At 64.7% G+C, this 17,834-nt stretch carries 17 protein-coding genes and 1 other RNA gene; 9 read left to right on the top strand and 9 right to left on the bottom strand.

Translation table 11 applies throughout. The features are described 5' to 3' along the window. Nucleotides 1-86 precede the first annotated feature (86 nt). Nucleotides 87-185: signal recognition particle sRNA small type (gene ffs, locus CCC_RS21805), an RNA gene on the bottom strand. Between the two features lie 50 nt (nucleotides 186-235). Between ffs and CCC_RS14750 the strand changes: the two genes are divergently transcribed. After that, nucleotides 236-2,662, top strand: coding sequence for a helicase-related protein (locus CCC_RS14750; protein WP_041041962.1), 2,427 nt, complete (start codon nucleotides 236-238; stop codon nucleotides 2,660-2,662). A gap of 147 nt (nucleotides 2,663-2,809) precedes the next feature. Here the strand turns inward: CCC_RS14750 and CCC_RS14755 are convergent, their stop codons facing one another. Beyond that, a complete protein-coding gene (locus tag CCC_RS14755) occupies nucleotides 2,810-4,252 on the bottom strand; it encodes a helix-turn-helix domain-containing protein (RefSeq protein WP_009868583.1) in 1,443 nt (480 codons plus the stop codon). A gap of 168 nt (nucleotides 4,253-4,420) precedes the next feature. On the opposite strand from CCC_RS14755, the gene CCC_RS14760 reads away from it, so the two are divergent. From CCC_RS14760 to scpA, 4 genes are read left to right on the top strand one after another with little or no spacing between them, the layout of a single operon-like run. After that, nucleotides 4,421-5,959 (top strand): acyl-CoA carboxylase subunit beta, encoded by a 1,539-nt coding sequence (locus CCC_RS14760; RefSeq protein WP_009868582.1) that lies wholly within the window; start codon nucleotides 4,421-4,423, stop codon nucleotides 5,957-5,959. A 13-nt stretch (nucleotides 5,960-5,972) separates the two neighbouring features. Further along, a complete protein-coding gene (gene accC / locus CCC_RS14765; RefSeq protein WP_041041963.1) occupies nucleotides 5,973-7,964 on the top strand; it encodes an acetyl-CoA carboxylase biotin carboxylase subunit in 1,992 nt (663 codons plus the stop codon). Continuing rightward, nucleotides 7,961-8,620, top strand: coding sequence for a carbonate dehydratase (gene can, locus CCC_RS14770; RefSeq protein ID WP_009868579.1), 660 nt, complete (start codon nucleotides 7,961-7,963; stop codon nucleotides 8,618-8,620). The genes accC and can overlap by 4 nt, the downstream gene beginning before the upstream one ends. A gap of 20 nt (nucleotides 8,621-8,640) precedes the next feature. Next, the gene (scpA, locus tag CCC_RS14775; RefSeq protein ID WP_009868578.1) at nucleotides 8,641-10,791 is read left to right on the top strand and encodes a methylmalonyl-CoA mutase; all 2,151 of its coding nucleotides are present in this window, start codon (nucleotides 8,641-8,643) and stop codon (nucleotides 10,789-10,791) included. A 61-nt stretch (nucleotides 10,792-10,852) separates the two neighbouring features. Here the strand turns inward: scpA and CCC_RS14780 are convergent, their stop codons facing one another. After that, nucleotides 10,853-11,290, bottom strand: a complete 438-nt coding sequence (locus CCC_RS14780) for a hypothetical protein (RefSeq protein ID WP_236686394.1) — start codon at nucleotides 11,288-11,290, stop codon at nucleotides 10,853-10,855. A gap of 185 nt (nucleotides 11,291-11,475) precedes the next feature. On the opposite strand from CCC_RS14780, the gene CCC_RS14785 reads away from it, so the two are divergent. After that, nucleotides 11,476-12,204: a methyl-accepting chemotaxis protein gene (locus CCC_RS14785; protein WP_009868576.1), complete on the top strand. Its 729-nt coding sequence runs from the start codon at nucleotides 11,476-11,478 to the stop codon at nucleotides 12,202-12,204. Between the two features lie 18 nt (nucleotides 12,205-12,222). Then, on the top strand, nucleotides 12,223-12,981 hold the full coding sequence (locus CCC_RS14790; RefSeq protein ID WP_009868575.1) for an oxygen-binding di-iron domain-containing protein: 759 nt from the start codon (nucleotides 12,223-12,225) through the stop codon (nucleotides 12,979-12,981). Nucleotides 12,982-13,029: 48 nt separating this feature from the next. On the opposite strand, the gene CCC_RS14795 is transcribed toward CCC_RS14790, so the two are convergent. From CCC_RS14795 to CCC_RS14820, 6 genes are read right to left on the bottom strand one after another with little or no spacing between them, the layout of a single operon-like run. Further along, on the bottom strand, nucleotides 13,030-13,764 hold the full coding sequence (locus tag CCC_RS14795) for a capsid assembly protein (protein WP_009868574.1): 735 nt from the start codon (nucleotides 13,762-13,764) through the stop codon (nucleotides 13,030-13,032). Nucleotides 13,765-13,796: 32 nt separating this feature from the next. After that, nucleotides 13,797-14,066: a Bbp19 family protein gene (locus CCC_RS14800; RefSeq protein WP_041041964.1), complete on the bottom strand. Its 270-nt coding sequence runs from the start codon at nucleotides 14,064-14,066 to the stop codon at nucleotides 13,797-13,799. Continuing rightward, nucleotides 14,053-15,684 carry a portal protein gene (locus tag CCC_RS14805; protein ID WP_009870165.1) on the bottom strand — a complete coding sequence of 544 codons (1,632 nt, stop codon included), beginning with the start codon at nucleotides 15,682-15,684 and terminating at the stop codon, nucleotides 14,053-14,055. The genes CCC_RS14800 and CCC_RS14805 overlap by 14 nt, the downstream gene beginning before the upstream one ends. Before the next feature lie 2 nt (nucleotides 15,685-15,686). Continuing rightward, the gene (locus CCC_RS14810; protein WP_041041965.1) at nucleotides 15,687-15,902 is read right to left on the bottom strand and encodes a hypothetical protein; all 216 of its coding nucleotides are present in this window, start codon (nucleotides 15,900-15,902) and stop codon (nucleotides 15,687-15,689) included. Nucleotides 15,903-15,913: 11 nt separating this feature from the next. Then, entirely contained in the window at nucleotides 15,914-16,423 is a 510-nt protein-coding gene (locus CCC_RS14815) for a hypothetical protein (protein WP_052473250.1), read from the bottom strand. Continuing rightward, complete coding sequence (locus tag CCC_RS14820; protein WP_009870163.1) at nucleotides 16,420-16,767, bottom strand: hypothetical protein; 348 nt, start codon at nucleotides 16,765-16,767, stop codon at nucleotides 16,420-16,422. Before CCC_RS14820 ends, CCC_RS14815 begins: the two co-directional genes overlap by 4 nt. Nucleotides 16,768-16,895: 128 nt before the next feature. Between CCC_RS14820 and CCC_RS14825 the strand changes: the two genes are divergently transcribed. Both CCC_RS14825 and CCC_RS14830 read left to right on the top strand, forming a co-directional pair. Continuing rightward, complete coding sequence (locus CCC_RS14825; RefSeq protein ID WP_009870162.1) at nucleotides 16,896-17,531, top strand: S24 family peptidase; 636 nt, start codon at nucleotides 16,896-16,898, stop codon at nucleotides 17,529-17,531. A gap of 26 nt (nucleotides 17,532-17,557) precedes the next feature. Then, entirely contained in the window at nucleotides 17,558-17,833 is a 276-nt protein-coding gene (locus CCC_RS14830) for a hypothetical protein (RefSeq protein ID WP_041041967.1), read from the top strand. Nucleotide 17,834 lies beyond the last annotated feature (1 nt).

Consider the following 17,834-nt stretch of genomic DNA (forward strand, 5'->3'; position numbering starts at 1 on the left):
CCTTGAGCCGGGATCCAGGGGGAAACGGCTCCTGGGTCCCGGGTCGCGCTTCGCTTGCCCGGGATGACGGAGCAGATTATTTGGAAGGGTGGGAGACCGGACACGACCCGGACCGGAAATCGTTACGGCTGCTTCCTTCCGGACCTGACCGGGTTGGCGACGGGTCCGTCCATGCCGATCTCCCGGCGCGGACCATAAGAGCAACCGCCTCCCCATTGCAAGGCCGATTCGAGTCATGACCCGCATCCTCGCCGTGCTCGGCCCCACCAATACCGGAAAAACCCACTTCGCCATGGAGCGCATGCTGGCCCATGCCAGCGGCATGATCGGCTTTCCCCTGCGGCTGCTGGCGCGGGAAAACTACGACCGTATCGTCAAGATCAAGGGCGCGGCCCAAGTGGCGCTGATCACCGGCGAAGAGAAAATCATCCCGCCCCATCCCCGCTGGCTGGTCTGCACGGTGGAATCCATGCCCCTGGACCGCCGCGTAGCGTTTCTGGCCGTGGACGAGATCCAGCTTTGCGCCGACCCCGAACGCGGCCACATCTTCACCGACCGCCTGCTCCACGCCAGGGGTGAGACCGAGACCCTGTTCCTGGGCGCCGAGACCATCAAGCCGCTGATCCGCCGTCTGGTGCCGGGCGTCGAATTCATGAGCCGCCCGCGCTTTTCCCAACTGACCCATGTGGGGGCGAAGAAGCTGGGCCGCCTGCCGCCGCGTTCGGTGCTGGTGGCCTTTTCCGCCGCCGAAGTCTATGCCATGGCCGAATTCGTCCGCCGGTCTCGGGGCGGGGCGGCTGTGGTGCTGGGCGCGCTCAGCCCCCGCACCCGCAACGCCCAGGTGGGCATGTATCAGGCGGGCGAGGTGGATTACATCGTCGCCACCGACGCCATCGGCATGGGGCTTAACATGGACGTGGACCATGTGGCCTTCGCGTCCTTGCGCAAGTTCGATGGCCGCAGCCCCCGTCCGCTGGAACCCACCGAAATCGCCCAGATCGCGGGCCGCGCCGGGCGGCACATGAATGACGGCACCTTCGGCACCACATTGGATGCCGGGACCATCGCCTCGGAGATCGTGGAGCAGGTGGAGAACCACCGCTTCGATCCCCTGAAGGCGCTCTACTGGCGCAATGCCGATCTGCGCTTCGCCTCCCCCGCCGCCCTGCTGGCCAGCCTGGACCGGGCGCCGGACAAGGTGGGACTACTGCGCGCCAGGGATGCCGATGATCAACTGGCCCTGGCGGCGCTTTCCCAGGACGAGGAGATCCTCCGCCTTGCCAACCACCCGGAACGGGTCCGGTTGCTGTGGGAGGTCTGCCGCATTCCCGATTTCCGCAAGGTGATGGACGAGTCCCATACCCGGTTGCTGGGCCGAATCTTCCGCCATCTCGCCGCGCCTGCGGGCCGTCTGCCCATCGACTGGCTGGCCGAGAACATCAAGCGCATCGACCGCACCGATGGGGAACTGGACGCCATCGTTCAAAGGATCGCCCATATCCGCACCTGGACCTATGTGTCGCACCGGGCCGACTGGGTGCCCGACTGTGCCCACTGGCAAGAGGTGACAAGGGGTGTCGAGGACCGCCTGTCCGACGCCCTGCACCAGCGCCTGACCAACCGCTTTGTCGACAAGCGCACCGCCGTCCTGGTGCGGCGCATGCGCGACGACAGCGCCATGGACGCCGATATCCGCCCCGAAGGCGAGGTGCGGGTGGAAGGCGAATTCGTGGGGCGCCTCAAGGGGTTCCGCTTCGAGGCCGACAAAACCGAGACCGGGGCCGCCGCGCGGACCATGCTGGCCGCCGCCACCCGCGCCTTGGGGCCGGAGGTGGAACGCCGTCTGGCCCAAGCCCTGTCCGATCCGCCCGAGGCTTTTGAGTTGGGCCCCGAGGGCCTGTTCTGGCGGGGCGAGCCCTTGGCCCGCCTGTCGGCCGGAAGTGACCCACTGCATCCCAAGGTGGAGCCCCCCCATGGCGACCTGCTGCCACCTCTGGGGCGAGAAAGGTTGCGCAACCGCCTGAACGAGGTGGTCCAGGCCCTCCTTGCCGCCCGCCTGCCCTCCCTGCTCCGTCTGGCCAAGGCGCCGCTGGCGGGCGCGGCGCGGGGATTGGCCCACCAACTGGCCGAGGGGTTGGGCTCCATGCCCTGCGACGAAAGCCTGGTGCGGACGCTGACCAAGGACGACTCTTTGGCGCTGGCCCGCCTGGATGTCCGCGTCGGGCGGCATGGCCTCTACATCCCCGCCCTGTTCAAGCCCAAGGCGCAAGGCTTACGCGCCCTGCTGTGGAGCATCCATGCGGGCCTGCCTGCGCCGGAAATCCCCGGCCACCGCCCGGCGGTGATGGTGGCCCCAGGCGCGCCGAACGTCTTTTACGAGGCGGTGGGCTATGGGGTATTGGGCAAGGTGGCGGTGCGCCGCGACGTGGCTGAACGCTTCGCCGCCCTGGCCCGCGCCAGCGCCCATCACGGCGCTTTCCAGCCCAGCCACGAGATGCACTCGGCCTTAGGTCTCGGCGTCGAGGCGACGGAATCCGTGCTGGAGGCTCTGGGCTATGTGCGGGCGGAGGATGGCTTCAGGACGGGCCGGAAACCCCGGCGCAAGGTTCGGCCGGAAAAGCCCTCGGATTCGCCGTTTGCCGTGCTGAAAAGGCCCCGCTAGCCATTATCTTTCGTCATCCCGGAAGCGCGATAGCGCTATCCGGGATCCAGGGGGGGCGACTCCAGCCTTTCCGCGACTCCTGGATCCCGGCTCAAGGCCGGGATGACGAGAGAAAGAGTGGAGGGTTCGAAAGCCCCGCCAGGGGCCTCACGCAAACAGATACGGCACGAAGGACCGGTTGTTCTCGTCGACGCTGATATGGCTGCCGATGGGCGGGAAGGCGCGCTGGCGGCAATCGTCGCGCTCGCAGATGCGGCAGTTGACGCCGATGGGCACCGCGGCCTGTTCGGAGGCCAGGTCGAGTCCGGCGGAATAGACCACCTCGGAGGCATAGGCCGTCTCGCAGCCCAGGCCCACGGCGAACTGGCGGTCGGGACGCAGGAAGGACCCGCCGCGCTTGGACACGGTGCGCGCCACGCAGATATAGGAGATGGAATCGGGCATGCGGGCCAGTTGCACCAGGATCTTGCCCGGCTGGGCAAAGGCCTCATGCACGTTCCATAAGGGACAGGCTCCGCCGAAGCGGGTGAAGTGAAAGCGGGTCGCCGAGTGGCGCTTGGTGATGTTGCCCGCCATATCGACGCGCACGAAATAGAACGGCACGCCCCGCGCTCCAGGCCTTTGCAGGGTGGACAGGCGGTGGGCCACCTGTTCGAAGCTGGCGCCGAAGCGGCTTTGCAACTGCTCGATATCGTGGCGCAGCGCCTTGGCTTGCGTGGCGAAGGCCATATAGGGCATCACCAGAGCGCCCGCGAAGTAATTGGCCAGCCCGACGCGGCAGATGGAGCGCGCGTCGTCCGACGACAGCTTGGCCCCGCCCACCACCTCCTCGATCAGTTCGTGATAGGCCAGCAAGGCTATCTGATGGGCCAGTTGGAAGGTGCGGGATGGCACCGACAGCAAGGCCGAAAGCGACAGCGCCCCGGCACCGGGCTCGAAGGTGCGCATGCCCGCCGTGTCGTCCTCGGCGACGATGCGCACCCGCACGCCGTGGCGGTTCTCCAGATAGGCCACCAGATCGTTGTGCATCTGGCCAAGGCGGAAGCCCTCGGCCTCCACCAGGGCCTCGGCGGCCTCGTCCAGGGGACCGAAATAGTTGTTGCAGTAGTAGAAGAAGTCCCGGACCTCCTCATAGGGGAAATGGGCATGGCCGCCGCGATCCTCCCCATTGGCCTCCCCCGTGGCCGAGGACAGATTCTCGGTCAGCGACTGCATGCGCTCGTCCAATTGGCGGAAGGTCTGGTAAAGGGTCAGCACCCTTTTCGCCAGTTCCGGCGAGGCGGACGCGGCGTTCCTCAGCTCCGACAGCCCGATGGAGCCCGAGCCGAAGACCGGGTCGTTCAAGGCTTCGCGCAGATCGGCGACCAGCCGGGATTCCTCGTCTTCCACCAGGGTGGCCAGATCCACGTCCAGCACCTTGGCGATGCGCAGCAGGACCGGCACGGTCAGCGGACGCTGGTTGTTCTCGATCTGATTAAGGTAGCTGGGCGACACTTCCAGCAGCGCGGCAAGCGCCGCCTGGGACAGTTTCTTGCCCTCGCGCAGACGCCGGAGTTTGTAACCCAGGAACAGCTTCTTGTTCATGACCATAGGTTATAGCCGCCCCGAAGGACCTTCGCAACCTTAGCAACTTCACAGGGGAAGTTTGCGAAGCCCTTCGCAACACCGCCCTTTTCCCCGCGACTCCTGTTGCCAGCCATAGGGCTTTGCGAATACACCCGACGCCAATGTCACTCTGCCCGCCGGAGGCCCGCGTCCATGCACGAAATCATTCAGCAGCTCGAGGAAAAGAGGGAAGGCGCCCGTATGGGCGGTGGCGAGAAGCGTATCGCCGCCCAACACAAGCGCGGCAAGCTTACCGCCCGTGAACGTATCGAGCTTCTGCTCGATCCCGATTCCTTCGAGGAGTGGGACATGTTCAAGGAGCATCGCTGCACCGATTTCGGCATGGACTCGGACGAGAACATGATCCCCGGCGACGGCGTGGTCACCGGCTACGGCACCATCAATGGCCGTCTGGTCTTCGTGTTCAGCCAGGACTTCACCGTGTTCGGCGGCTCGCTGTCGGAAGCCCATGCCGAGAAGATCTGTAAGATCATGGACAAGGCGGTCCAGGTCGGCGCCCCCGTCATCGGCCTCAACGATTCGGGCGGCGCCCGTATCCAGGAAGGTGTCGCTTCGCTCGCTGGCTATGCCGAGGTATTCCAGCGCAACGTCATGGCGTCCGGTGTGGTGCCCCAGATCTCCATGATCATGGGCCCGTGCGCCGGTGGCGCCGTGTACAGCCCGGCCATGACCGACTACATCTTCATGGTCAAGGACAGCTCCTACATGTTCGTGACCGGCCCGGACGTGGTCAAGACCGTGACCCACGAGACGGTGACCGCCGAGGAACTGGGCGGCGCGGTGACCCACTCCACCAAGTCGGGCGTCGCCGATCTGGCCTTCGAGAACGACGTGGAGGCGCTGCTGCAGTTGCGCCGCTTCATGGACTTCCTGCCCAGCTCCAACCGCGAGAAGCCCCCGGTCCGCCCAACCAATGACGGGCCCGAGCGCATCGAGGCCAGCCTCGACACCCTGATCCCCGACAATCCCAACAAGCCCTACGACATGAAGGAGCTGATCCTCAAGGTCGTGGACGAGGGCGATTTCTTCGAGGTGCAGCCGGGCTATGCTGGCAACATCATCGTCGGCTTCGCCCGCATGGAAGGCCGCACGGTGGGTATCGTCGCCAACCAGCCCATGGTGCTGGCCGGTTGCCTGGACATCTCGTCCTCCATCAAGGGCGCCCGCTTCGTGCGCTTCTGCGATGCCTTCAACATTCCCGTGGTCACCTTCGTGGACGTGCCCGGCTTCCTGCCCGGCACGTCGCAGGAATACGGCGGCATCATCAAGCACGGCGCCAAGCTGCTCTATGCCTATGCCGAGTGCACGGTGCCCAAGATCACCGTCATCACCCGCAAGGCCTATGGCGGCGCCTATGACGTGATGAGCTCCAAGCACCTGCGCGGCGACGTGAACTTCGCCTGGCCCACCGCCGAAATCGCGGTGATGGGCCCCAAGGGCGCGGTGGAGATCATCTTCCGCTCCGATATCGGCGATGCCGAGAAGATCGCGGCCAGGACCGAGGAATACCGCCAGAAGTTCGCCAATCCCTTCATTGCCGGTCATCGCGGCTTCATCGACGACGTCATCATGCCCAGAAACACCAGAAAGCGTATCTGCCGCTCCCTGGCCATGTTGAAGGACAAGGACGTGAAGAATCCGTGGCGCAAGCACGGCAACATTCCGCTGTAAGGGGGACGATCACATGTTCACTAAGATTCTGATCGCCAACCGCGGCGAAATCGCCTGCCGGGTCATCAAGACCGCACGCAAGATGGGCATCAAGACGGTGGCGGTCTATTCCGACGCCGACAAGGATGCGCTCCACGTTTCCATGGCCGACGAGGCCGTGCATATCGGCCCGGCGGCCTCGGCCCAGTCCTATCTGGTGATCGACAAGATCGTCGAGGCCTGCAAGAAGACCGGGGCCCAGGCCGTTCATCCCGGCTATGGCTTCCTGTCGGAAAAGCGCGAGTTCCAGGAGGCCCTGGGCAAGGCGGGCATCGCCTTCATCGGCCCCGACGCCCACGCCATCTTCGCCATGGGCGACAAGATCGAGTCCAAGAAGCTGGCCCGCGAAGCTGGCGTCAACACCGTGCCGGGCTATCTCGGCGTGATCAAGGACGCCGACGAGGCGGTGAAGATTGCTCGTGAAATCGGCTATCCCGTCATGCTGAAGGCCTCGGCCGGCGGTGGCGGCAAGGGCATGCGTCTGGCCTGGAACGACGCCGAGGCCCATGAGGGCTTCACCAGCGCCACCAACGAGGCCAAGACCAGCTTCGGCGACGACCGCGTCTTCGTGGAAAAGTTCATCGAGCAGCCCCGCCACATCGAGATCCAGGTTCTGGCCGACGGCCAGGGCACGGTGCTCTATCTGGGCGAGCGCGAATGCTCGATCCAGCGTCGTCACCAGAAGGTCATCGAAGAGGCGCCCTCGCCCTTCCTGACCCCTGAGACCCGCAAGGCCATGGGCGAGCAGGCCTGCGCCCTGGCCCGCATCGTCAATTACAAGTCGGCCGGCACGGTGGAGTTCATCGTCGGCGGCGCCACCGGCGAGTTCTACTTCCTGGAAATGAATACCCGTCTGCAGGTGGAGCATCCGGTCACCGAGATGATCACCGGCCTCGATCTGGTCGAGCAGATGATCCGCGTGGCCTATGGCGAGAAGCTGAAGATCACCCAGGACGACGTCAAGCTTCAGGGCTGGTCCATGGAAGCCCGCGTCTATGCCGAGGACCCCTTCCGTAACTTCCTGCCCTCCACCGGCCGCCTGACCCGTTATCAGCCCCCGGCCGAAAGCCAGCATGTGCGCGTCGATACCGGCGTCTATGAGGGCGGCGAGATCAGCATGTTCTACGATCCCATGATCGCCAAGCTGATCACCTATGGCCCGACCCGCGAGACCGCCATCGCCCATATGCGCCAGGCCTTGGACGAGTACCATATCCGCGGCCTGTCCCATAACATCCCGTTCCTGGCCTCGCTGTTCTCCAAGGAACGCTTCGTCAAGGGCAACCTGACCACCAATTTCATCGCCGAGGAATATCCCAACGGCTTCACCTCCTCGGATCTGCCCTCGGACGATCCCACCACCCTGATCGCCGTGGCGGCGGCCATGAAGCGCCGCATCGTCGAGCGCAATATCCAGATCTCGGGCCAGTTCCCCGGCCATGAGATGAAGGCCCCCACCGAGTGGACCGTGCTGATCGGCGGCACCTATCACGAGGTGGATGTCCACCCCGCTCCCGGCGGCTATGCCGTGGTGGTCGAAGGCGAGGCCGTCGAGGTCAAGACCGACTGGCAGATCGGCGATCCGCTGATCCGCGCCAAGGTCGACGACCGCATGGTTTGCGTCCAGGTGGACCGCACCGGCGTTTCCTTCCGCCTGTCCCATTCCGGGGTCCAGGCCGAGGTTTGGGTCCTGACACGGCCCACCGCCAAGCTGCACAAGCTGATGCCCTTCAAGGCGCCGCCGGATATGAGCAAGTATCTGCTCTCGCCCATGCCCGGCCTGCTGGCCAAGCTGCTGGTCGAGGAAGGCCAGGAGGTCAAGGCCGGTGAGCCGCTGGCCGTGGTCGAGGCCATGAAGATGGAAAACATCCTCAAGGCCGAGCGCGATGCCAAGATCGCCAAGGTGCACGCCAAGTCCGGCGATTCCCTGGCGGTCGATCAGAAGATCATCGAGTTCGCCTCGTGAGCAAAGTCCCGGGGATCGACCGCCTGCTGGCCAATAACAAGGTCTGGGCGGAGGAGACGGAGCGTACCAAGCCCGGCTTCTTCGCCCATCTGGCAGAGCAGCAGACCCCGGGATATCTTTGGATCGGCTGTGCTGATTCGCGGGTTCCGGCCAACGAGATCGTCGGCCTGGAACCCGGTGAGGTTTTCGTCCACCGCAATGTGGCCAATCAGGTCCATCATGCGGATATGAACTGTCTGTCGGTGTTGCAATACGCCATCGACGTACTCAAGGTGGAACACATCATCGTCTGCGGCCATTACGGCTGCGGCGGCGTGCGGGCCGCGCTGCAGGATTCCCGTCTGGGCGTCACCGAGTACTGGATCCGTCCGGTGCGCGATATTTGCGAGTGCCACCGCCACGAACTGGACATGCTGCCCAACGAGGCGGCCCAGGTGGACCGGCTGTGCGAGCTGAACGTCATGGCCCAGGTGCGCAACCTGTGCCGCTCGCCCGTGATCCAGGACGCCTGGCAGCGCGGACAGCAACTGGAAGTGCATTCCTGGGTCTACGGCCTGACCGACGGCATGGTCCGGACCCTGGGGCCGGTGGTGACGGGCTTGAAATCCCTGGATGAATTGGGCGCGTCCTATCTGATGCGTGGCGCGGCGTTTTAAAGAAAAGTGGGAGAAGGTCGATGAGCGAGTTCCCGAAGAAGAGCGTTGCTGATTGGGATGCCCTGGCGTCGAAGGACCTGAAGGGCGCTGCGCCCTCGACCCTGGACTGGGAAACCCCGGAAGGCATCACGGTCAAGCCGCTCTACACCAGTGCCGATCTGGAAGGCCTGGAGCATCTGGGCAGCTTGCCCGGCTTCCCGCCCTTCACCCGGGGCCCCCGCGCCACCATGTATGCCGCCAAGCCGTGGACGGTGCGCCAATACGCGGGTTTCTCCACCGCCGAGGAATCCAACGCCTTCTACCGCAAGAATCTCGCCGCCGGTCAGCAGGGCATTTCCGTGGCCTTCGATCTGGCCACCCATCGCGGCTATGATTCCGATCACCCCCGCGTGGTGGGCGATGTGGGCAAGGCCGGTGTCGCCATCGATTCCGTCGAGGACATGAAGATCCTGTTCGACGGCATCCCGCTCGATAAGATGAGCGTGTCCATGACCATGAACGGCGCCGTGCTGCCGGTTCTGGCGGGCTATATCGTCGCGGCGGAAGAACAGGGCGTCTCCCAGGACCAACTGTCGGGCACCATTCAGAACGACATTCTGAAGGAGTTCATGGTCCGCAACACCTATATCTATCCGCCCGCGCCTTCCATGCGCATCATCGCGGACATCATCTCCTATACGTCCAAGAACATGCCCAAGTTCAACTCCATCTCCATCTCCGGCTACCACATGCAGGAAGCCGGGGCGACGGCGGTGCAGGAACTGGCTTTCACCCTGGCCGACGGTCTGGAATATGTGCGCGCCGCGCTCGGCACCGGGCTCAAGATCGACGAATTCGCTGGCCGCCTGTCCTTCTTCTGGGCCATCGGCATGAACTTCTTCATGGAGATCGCCAAGATGCGCGCGGGCCGCCTGTTGTGGGCGCGCATCATCAAGCAGTTCGACCCGCAAAAGCCCTCGTCCATGGCGCTGCGCACCCACTGCCAGACCTCGGGCGTGTCGCTGACGGAAAAGGACGCCTACAACAACGTCATCCGCACCACCATCGAAGCCATGGCCGCCGTGCTGGGCGGGACCCAGTCGCTGCACACCAATGCCCTGGACGAAGCCATCGCGCTGCCCACGCCGTTCTCGGCCCGCATCGCGCGCAACACCCAGCTGATTATTCAGGAAGAGACCGGCATTCCCCATGTGGTCGATCCTCTGGCGGGCTCCTACTACGTGGAAAGCCTGACCAACGCCCTGGCCGAGGAAGCCTGGAAGCTGATCCAGGAAGTCGAGGAACTGGGCGGCATGACCAAGGCCGTGGAATCGGGCATGCCCAAGATGAAGATCGAGGAGGCCGCCGCCCGGCGTCAGGCCCGCATCGATCGGGGCGAGGAAGTGGTGGTCGGCGTCAACAAGTACCAGCCCGCCGAGGAAACCCCCATCGAGATCCTCGACGTTGACAACGCCAAAGTGCGTGACTCCCAGATCGCGCGCCTCAAGCAGATCAAGACCACCCGCGATCAGGCCAAGGTAGAGGCCGCCCTGGTCGCGCTGGCCAAGGCGGGCGAATCGGGCGAAGGCAACCTGCTGGCCCTGGCCGTCGAGGCGACACGGGCGCGCGCCACCGTGGGCGAGATTTCGGACGCCCTGGAGAAGTCCTTCACCCGTCACCGCGCCGTCAACCGCACCATTTCGGGCGTCTATGGCGGCGTGTACAAGGATGACGCGGGCTTTGCCAAGCTGAAGGCCGATATCGCGGCCTTCGCCAAGACCGAGGGCCGCCGTCCCCGCATGCTGGTCTGCAAGATGGGCCAGGACGGCCATGACCGCGGCGCCAAGGTCATCGCCACCGCCTTTGCCGATCTGGGCTTCGACGTGGATATCGGCCCGCTGTTCCAGACCCCGGAAGAGGCCGCCCGTCAGGCGGTGGAGAACGACGTGCATATCGTCGCCGCCTCCAGCCTGGCCGCCGGTCACAAGACCCTGGTTCCGTCCCTCATCGCCGAGTTGAAGGCCCAGGGCGCGGGCGACATTCTGGTGGTCACGGGCGGCGTCATCCCCACCCAGGACTACGACTTCCTGTACAAGGCGGGCGTGGCCGCGGTCTACGGCCCCGGCACCAATATCCCCAAGGCCGCCGCCGAGATCCTGGAACTGCTGAAGAAGCGGGGACAGGCCGCCTGATTTCGGGCGTTAAGGATCTGATTGCCCATGGGCGGGAAGGCGACTTCCCGCCCATTTTCGTTCACTCCATGGAATCATAGAAACTCTTCAAGACCGAGAGACCGGCGTTTCCTCCGGTGGTCAAATCCAAAAGATTGGACCCCATGCTCGATCCTGATGATGGATTTCGCAGTTTGAGCTGGGCGGTCTGGGCCGAGGCGTTGATGGAATCGGCCGTATCCTGGCTCATTCCCGCCAGGATGGCATCGGCGGAACCGCCCGAACCGTCCATTCCCGATGCCGCCATCCGCGCTCTTTGGGTGGCGGAAGCCTTTTCCAAAAGGTCGCGTTGCTGCTGCTGGTCGGCGGCCTGACGCTGAAGGATCAGCTGGTTCTGCCGGGCTTGCGCATCCGCCTGGGCCGCAGCGGCCTCATTTGCCGCCGAGGCGCGGCTGGCCTGACCGGCCACACTCATGGCGGCGCTGGCCACCACGGGAACAATCGTCTCGAATCCTGACATATCTTTCTCCTGTGAATAGGGGCTCCCGGCACCGCCTGAGAACCTTACGATGAAGAGCAAAGCCCGTGATCAGATCACCGGTTGCTCTTTGAGATCTTTGTTTGACCGCGACAAGTTTCCCCCTTCCGGGCGGCGAAAAACCCATTATCATCCCTGCTAATGGGGTCTTTGCCGGATAGGCGGACATGAGCCAGGTTTCGACGAACACACGGACACATACCCACCGTACCGACCGCATCGAGGCGCGGGCCAACGGCCTGCTGGGCGATTGCCGCCGCGCCTTTCATGCCTTCGGCGATCTGGACGAACTGGCGGAAAATCTGCGCATCTTGTCGCTCAACGCCGAACTGGCGGCGGGCCGGGCGGGGGACAAGGGCAAGGCGGTCAGGGCACTCACCCAATACACCCGCGAACTGGTCAACCGTCTGGCCCAGATACAGGGCGAGATGCATTCCTTGCGCGGGCGCACTTTCGCCTTCTCGTCCACCATCTTACGGGCGCTGATGCAGCTTCGCCTGTTCGAGCGCGCCAACCAGCTGATCGACAACGATCCGGCCGACAGACAATCGAATGATTGCGCCAAGCGGGCTTTCGCCGATCTGATGACCATGCTGGTCGATACCCTGGACGGCATGGCCAATGCCGTGAGCGATCTGACGCGTCGCACCCACGGCGTGGAAGAAGTGGTCAGTCAGTCCGATTCCATCGCCACCAACATCGCCATCGAGGCCGCCGCCGCCGGTGTCCACGAGAAGGAGTTCCGCACGGTCTCGGACACGATGCGGCTTTATGTGGACGACCTGCGCCAGATGATCGACGAAGCGTCGGACGCGGTGCGCCGTGCCGCCGAGAAGGGGGTGGCGTTGCGGCGCGTCGGCCTCGACGCCCTTGATGAACTCCATCGCAACTCATAGCCAGTCAGGACCCAAGCCATGAAGTGCGTTACGCTGTACCGCGAGGATGATCACTGCTGGCAAATATTCGGCCAGGACCCGGACAGGCCTGACGCCATCGTCGACACCAACCAGTATCTGGTCCGGTCGGGCGACAACGCCATCCTGCTCGATCCGGGCGGGATGGAGGTGTTTCCGGCCATGCTGGCGGCGCTGACGCGCGAAATACCGGTGTCCAATCTCAAGGCGCTGTTCCTGTCACATCAGGACCCGGATATCGGCTCGTCCCTGCCGCTGTGGCGCCGGGTCTGCGAGCCCGACATCAAGGTCTATCTGTCCTGGCTGTGGTCCAGTTTCACCGCCCATTTCGACCGCGACGCCACCTTCACCACCATTCCCGACGAGGGAATGGAAATATCGCTGTCGCCCAGCCTCCGCTTGCGCTTCATCCCGGCCCATTACCTTCATTCCTCGGGCAATTTCAACGTCTACGACCCCAAGGCGAAGGTCTTGTTCTCGGGCGATGTGGGCGCCGCGCTGGTCCCTAGGGACAAGGCCAGCGGCTCCATGTTCGTCACCGACTTCGCCTCCCATGTGCAGTACATGGATGGGTTCCACCGCCGCTGGCTGGCCTCGACCCGCGCCCGTGACGCCTGGTGCGCCCAGGTGTCCAAGCTGGAGATCGACATCTTGGCGCCGCAGCACGGCCTGGTGTTCAAGGGTGACGACGTCAAGCGCTTCATCGATTGGTTCGCCGGTCTCGATATCGGCAGCGGCGTCGCCGCCATGAACCGGTAAGCAGCCGCATCAAAGCCCCCTCCCCGTGGGGAGGGGGCTTTTTCATGCCTATTCCCCGTAAAGGCGGCGGAAGCCGTCACTGACCTTGGCGATGAAGGCCGGGTCCTTGGTCTTCCAGTAGCGGGGATCGTTGATCATCTTCTTCAATTGCTCCTCGGTGCGGCCATCGGCTCCGGCCGACGGCGCTGCGCCCAGCGACGGTTCATCGGACAGCATCAGACGATGCATGGTCTTGACCCCGTCGGCGGTGGAGGCCAGGGCGTCATAGGCCGCCTTGGGCAGATTGGCCTTGCCCCAGGCCTTGATCTGGCGCGCACTTTCCTGCCACTGGACCTCGCCGCCGAAATGGCCCTTCAGATGTTCGATCTGGCTGGCCTGATCCTGGCTGGCGGCCAGGTCATTGATCAGGGGCAGCAGGCATTCATGGGCCAGATCATAAACCATCTGGGCCTGTTCCTGGGTGAAGCCGGCCTGATGCAGGCGCTGGTTCACACCGGGATCGCTGGCCAGGGCGGGGTGAGAGGCATTGATGCTGTACTGATCAGGGCTGGGCGGAACGCCAACGGCCCGGCGGAAGGTGCCGACCTCGTCGGCCCCGGACTGGGGACCGGGAACCCGGACCATGGACGAGGCGCGGCGTTCGAGATCGCGATAGGCCCGCAACAGGGCGTCGGTCCGCACCTGGCCGGTGGCGGAATCCCAGAACTTGGCGGGCACGTTCTCGGGGCGGGCGGTCTCGCCGACAGTGTCGGCGGAAGGCGAAAAAGCGGCTTGGGACATCATTGTAAACTCCTTTGAAGTTGTATCAGGGCGCCCTACATCCCCGTCCGGCCACGGGCGGCCAGGGCAAGGAGATGCAGGACCAGATGACGCTGGCCTTCCAGATGGCGCAGCGCGTTGTCGCCGGACTCAGGTCCGAGACAGCGATCGATGGTCATGGATTTCAGGTGGTGCAGAACGGCCTCGCCATCGGGGGTGGCGAACAGCCGGGCGGCCTGCCGGGACAACAACTGAACCGCGTCGTCGCCGTGCGAGGACGCCGCGGCGTGGTCCAACCAGGTCCAGCCGGAATCACCCGGGGGCATGGAAGCCTCCCTTGGGCTTGTGCCCGCCCGGCGCATCAAGGCCCCTGATGAGCGAGTCGAGGGCGGCCGGGTCGGGATCCATGGCGCCTGCCTGTTGCTCCGAGGCGGGACGGACCAGTTCCGACGGAACGTTGAAGGCCCGGCCCAGCCAGCGGGCGGCGGCTGCCGCATCGACGGTGGCCAGGGCCGCAGGGCCCAGACTGGACAGGGCACCCAGCCAGCTCAGCACGTTGCGGGCGTCGCGACGTCCCTGATTCTGAGCCAATGGCGAGCGGTATTGCAGATCGAAAACGCGCCCATCCACCGACAGCGGGGGAATTTCGCCCCGCCTGCGCAGGATATGGATGGCGCGCATGATCAGCGGGGTCAGCAGTTCGCTTTGCAAGCGGCCATAAGTCGCACCCAGCAGCCGGGCCATGTCGTCGGAACGCTGCAACACCTCGGTGGCGGTGAGCGACGGAGAGGCGGGCTGGCTCAGCTTGTCGCCCATCAGGGCGTGGCGGATGCGGCCCCTGAGATCGTCGAGCACCAGTTGCGAGGTGTCGAAGCGCCCCGGCGCGGTCAGCGGCTGCAACCCGGCCGACCCCACCGCCTTTGGAATGATGGTGCCGGGAACCAGCTTGATATTGGCGGGATTGAGCACCCCGTCGTCATCGGCCTGCCAGATGCCGGTCACCGCGATGGTGGCGTTCTTCAGCACCAGTTCCACCACTTTGTTGGCGGTCTTGATGTCGGGCAGGGCCTTCATGACCGGAGAGCGGCCATAAACCTCGCCCGGAGCCTTCAGCCAGCGGAAATTGAGAAAGGGCGAACTGGAAAACGACCCACGCCCCAAAACCACATCCGAGGATTCGTCGTCGAGCACTGCGGCATAGGAATAGCCGCCACGCACCGGAATCACCGCTTCGACCACACCCAGGCGCAAATCAGGATCATCGGCCGCCGCCTTGATCAGATGGCCGGACAGGACGGCGCGGGCAAAGCGCGCCTTCAGCGCCGCCACGGACATTTCGCTGCGGCGGAAGGTGACGTCCAGACGCCCGGCGGGCCCCTCCTCCAGCACCACCTGGCCCAAGGGAACCGAGGTGAAGCGGAAGGCGGAGGCCTCGCCGGGTGCGGCCTCCTCGAACAACAGCGAGGCGGTGCCGCCGGTGACCGCATCCAGATAGCACTGGTGCATTTCGATGGCGAAGTTGGAGCGATCGAAATGGGACTGCATCACGGCGGCCACCCGCTCCAGGAGCGGAGCCACCTGATCGCGTTCGGCCTCGGGCATCTGATCGCCAGCGGTCAGCCCGAACCATTGCGCCCAGGGCGGAGTCAGTTCCGACAATAGGCTGGCGGCCAGTTGATCGACGCAGTCGGGAGCCGTGCCGTCGAACAGCCGGTCGGCCTTGCGTTCGCCCGGCACACCGGCGTGGAACATGCCGTCGCGCAGGGGCAGGGCGTAGTCGTAGCATTCCTGCCAGTGGGATTCCCAGGTGGAGCGGCGTTCCTTGGCCTTGCGGTAACGCCGCAGCAAAACCGAAGGGTCATCCCCCTCGACGCCCAACAGGGCCTCGCCCAAGGCGGCCTTTTCCTCGCCATCCTTGCGGCGGCGGGTTTCGGTACCGTCCATGTCTATTCTCCCAGCAAGGTCTTGCCCGTGCGATTGCCCGAGCCCGCCGATTGCAGAACCCCGGTCTCCGAGGTGGCGATGGTGCCCAGCAGGCCGCGCCGGTTGCGGTTGATGGCATCGAGACGTTCACTGGCCGCCGCATCCTCAGGGCTGGGCGTCGCAGGCAGGACCACCGGCGCAGGCGGGGACGGCGGATCGGGAGCAAAGAAACCACCCATGGCATATCTCCTTACGAATTGATCATGTTTTGTTCCCGTCCGCAGCCGAAGCCATCCGCCTCGCTGGTGGCGAGGGGTTGGTCCGGACAGAGTTCGGGTGTTGATTTCCTGACCATAGACCTAATTTTTACATCTGTAAAGGACTTTTTTCCGTTACTAGCAAGATAGTCATACAACTGGCCTGGCGTCAGCACCCACCGCTCTTGCAGCCCCAACACCCGCTTCACCGCCTCGACGCAGGAATATAGACCGATCGGACTGGGGCGGCGGGGCGGGTGGCGCACGGCGGTCTCGACCACGGTCAGCCCGTCCTGCGATCGCAGCCAGGCGAGGAGATCGAGGCCGCCTCCCGGCGACCAGACCTCCACCGAGGTCCGATGCGCCAGGGGATTGATGCAGACCCAAGCGCCATCCAATTCCAGCAGGACGAAACAATGACGAAATCCCGGCCGCAACAGGCGCAACCAGGCTAAATCGGCCTTGCCCGAGAACACCACCAGGGCCCGGGAAGACGGATTCATGCGATGATCCCCTTGGCCCGTAACGGTACCGCCAGCCGGTCCAGCGCCTCGCGCCACAGGCGGGTCTCGCCGCCATCGTCCCCGACCGTCCTGGCGGCTTCGTCCCCAAACCGCACCAGGACCCGCAAATGGGCACCCCGAAGGACGCGATGGCGATAGAGGCGCCGAACCTCGCGCGCGATGTCGTCGGGGACGCAAGGCCTGGCAATATCCCCAAGCCCTGCCTGAAACCGCGCCCCCTCGTCGCGGGCCATCTGGCAGTGGGCATACCAGATCCAGGCATCCTCCGGCGTGGCGAAGGGCTCGCCCTCCCGAGCATCATAGGTTCCCTTAATGTTTCGCATAGCAGCCATCTTTGTTCTCCACTTATAGGACCATATGCCATTGACATTGCGTCACGCCCCGGAATAGAGTCAAGAAAAAGGTTTATGTTCCTGTAGAACCGGAGGCAAAATTGCGGGACCATCTTCCCATGCTGAAGCACGCCGACATCTGGGCCGCCATTGATGCGCTTGCCCGTGACCACGGGCTGACGGCGTCTGCCCTTGCCCGCAAGGCCGGGCTGGACCCCACCACCTTCAACAAGAGCAAACGCGTCACCCGCGAGGGCAAGCCCCGCTGGCCGTCGACGGAAAGCGTCGCCAAGGTTCTGGAGGCCACCGGGGCCACCATGACCGCCTTCGTCGGTTATATCGAGGATACGGCCCAAGCGCGCCAGACGGCCAACACCATCCCCCTGATCGGATTCGCCCAGGCGGGTGACTGCGGTTATTTCGACGATGCCGGTTATCCGGTGGGCGGCAGCTGGGATGAGATCCCCTTCCCCGAGATCGGCGACCCCCATGCCTATGCACTGGAGGTCAGCGGCGATTCCATGGAACCCCTCTACCGCGACGGCGACGTGGTGATCGTTTCCCCCGCCGCGGGCGTTCGGCGCGGCGACCGCGTGGTGGTGCGCACCACCGAGGGCGAAGTGATGGTCAAGCAGTTGGTGCGCCAGACCGCCAAGCGCATCGAACTGGCCTCCATCAATCCGGCCCATCCCGGCCGTTCCCTGGCCACCGAGGAGGTGGCCTGGATCGCCCGGATTCTGTGGTCCAGCCAATAATTTCCTGAATCAGAGGAGACCGGGAAATGCCCGTCCGCTTTGCCTTTGGGCAAATGGATGCGGCGGAGCGGCGCCATGACGGCCCCATTCCGCCCGCCGACCCCGCCGCCCCGCCATCGGGAAGGGCGCGGGCGCGGCTGTTCCAGCGGCTGGCCGCCGAGCAGCGCGAGGATATCTCGCGACGGCGGCAATGCCTGACCGTACCGACCCTGGCCGACGACGCAATATCGCCGCGCGATCAGGCAAGGCTGAGATTCTACCGTGACCAGGGCGCCGCCTGGGCGGCGCTCCTGGCAAAGTAGG

Source organism: Paramagnetospirillum magnetotacticum MS-1 (assembly GCF_000829825.1).
Taxonomy (GTDB): Bacteria; Pseudomonadota; Alphaproteobacteria; order Rhodospirillales; family Magnetospirillaceae; genus Phaeospirillum; species Phaeospirillum magnetotacticum.

Coding starts and splice junctions, on each gene's coding strand:
- CCC_RS14750 (WP_041041962.1), top strand. CDS start 236: ATGACCCGCATCCTCGCCGTGCTCGGCCCCACCAATACCGGAAAAACC.
- CCC_RS14755 (WP_009868583.1), bottom strand. CDS start 4,252: ATGGTCATGAACAAGAAGCTGTTCCTGGGTTACAAACTCCGGCGTCTG.
- CCC_RS14760 (WP_009868582.1), top strand. CDS start 4,421: ATGCACGAAATCATTCAGCAGCTCGAGGAAAAGAGGGAAGGCGCCCGT.
- accC (WP_041041963.1), top strand. CDS start 5,973: ATGTTCACTAAGATTCTGATCGCCAACCGCGGCGAAATCGCCTGCCGG.
- scpA (WP_009868578.1), top strand. CDS start 8,641: ATGAGCGAGTTCCCGAAGAAGAGCGTTGCTGATTGGGATGCCCTGGCG.
- CCC_RS14780 (WP_236686394.1), bottom strand. CDS start 11,290: ATGTCAGGATTCGAGACGATTGTTCCCGTGGTGGCCAGCGCCGCCATG.
- CCC_RS14785 (WP_009868576.1), top strand. CDS start 11,476: ATGAGCCAGGTTTCGACGAACACACGGACACATACCCACCGTACCGAC.
- CCC_RS14790 (WP_009868575.1), top strand. CDS start 12,223: ATGAAGTGCGTTACGCTGTACCGCGAGGATGATCACTGCTGGCAAATA.
- CCC_RS14795 (WP_009868574.1), bottom strand. CDS start 13,764: ATGATGTCCCAAGCCGCTTTTTCGCCTTCCGCCGACACTGTCGGCGAG.
- CCC_RS14800 (WP_041041964.1), bottom strand. CDS start 14,066: ATGCCCCCGGGTGATTCCGGCTGGACCTGGTTGGACCACGCCGCGGCG.
- CCC_RS14805 (WP_009870165.1), bottom strand. CDS start 15,684: ATGGACGGTACCGAAACCCGCCGCCGCAAGGATGGCGAGGAAAAGGCC.
- CCC_RS14810 (WP_041041965.1), bottom strand. CDS start 15,902: ATGGGTGGTTTCTTTGCTCCCGATCCGCCGTCCCCGCCTGCGCCGGTG.
- CCC_RS14815 (WP_052473250.1), bottom strand. CDS start 16,423: ATGAATCCGTCTTCCCGGGCCCTGGTGGTGTTCTCGGGCAAGGCCGAT.
- CCC_RS14820 (WP_009870163.1), bottom strand. CDS start 16,767: ATGCGAAACATTAAGGGAACCTATGATGCTCGGGAGGGCGAGCCCTTC.
- CCC_RS14825 (WP_009870162.1), top strand. CDS start 16,896: ATGCTGAAGCACGCCGACATCTGGGCCGCCATTGATGCGCTTGCCCGT.
- CCC_RS14830 (WP_041041967.1), top strand. CDS start 17,558: ATGCCCGTCCGCTTTGCCTTTGGGCAAATGGATGCGGCGGAGCGGCGC.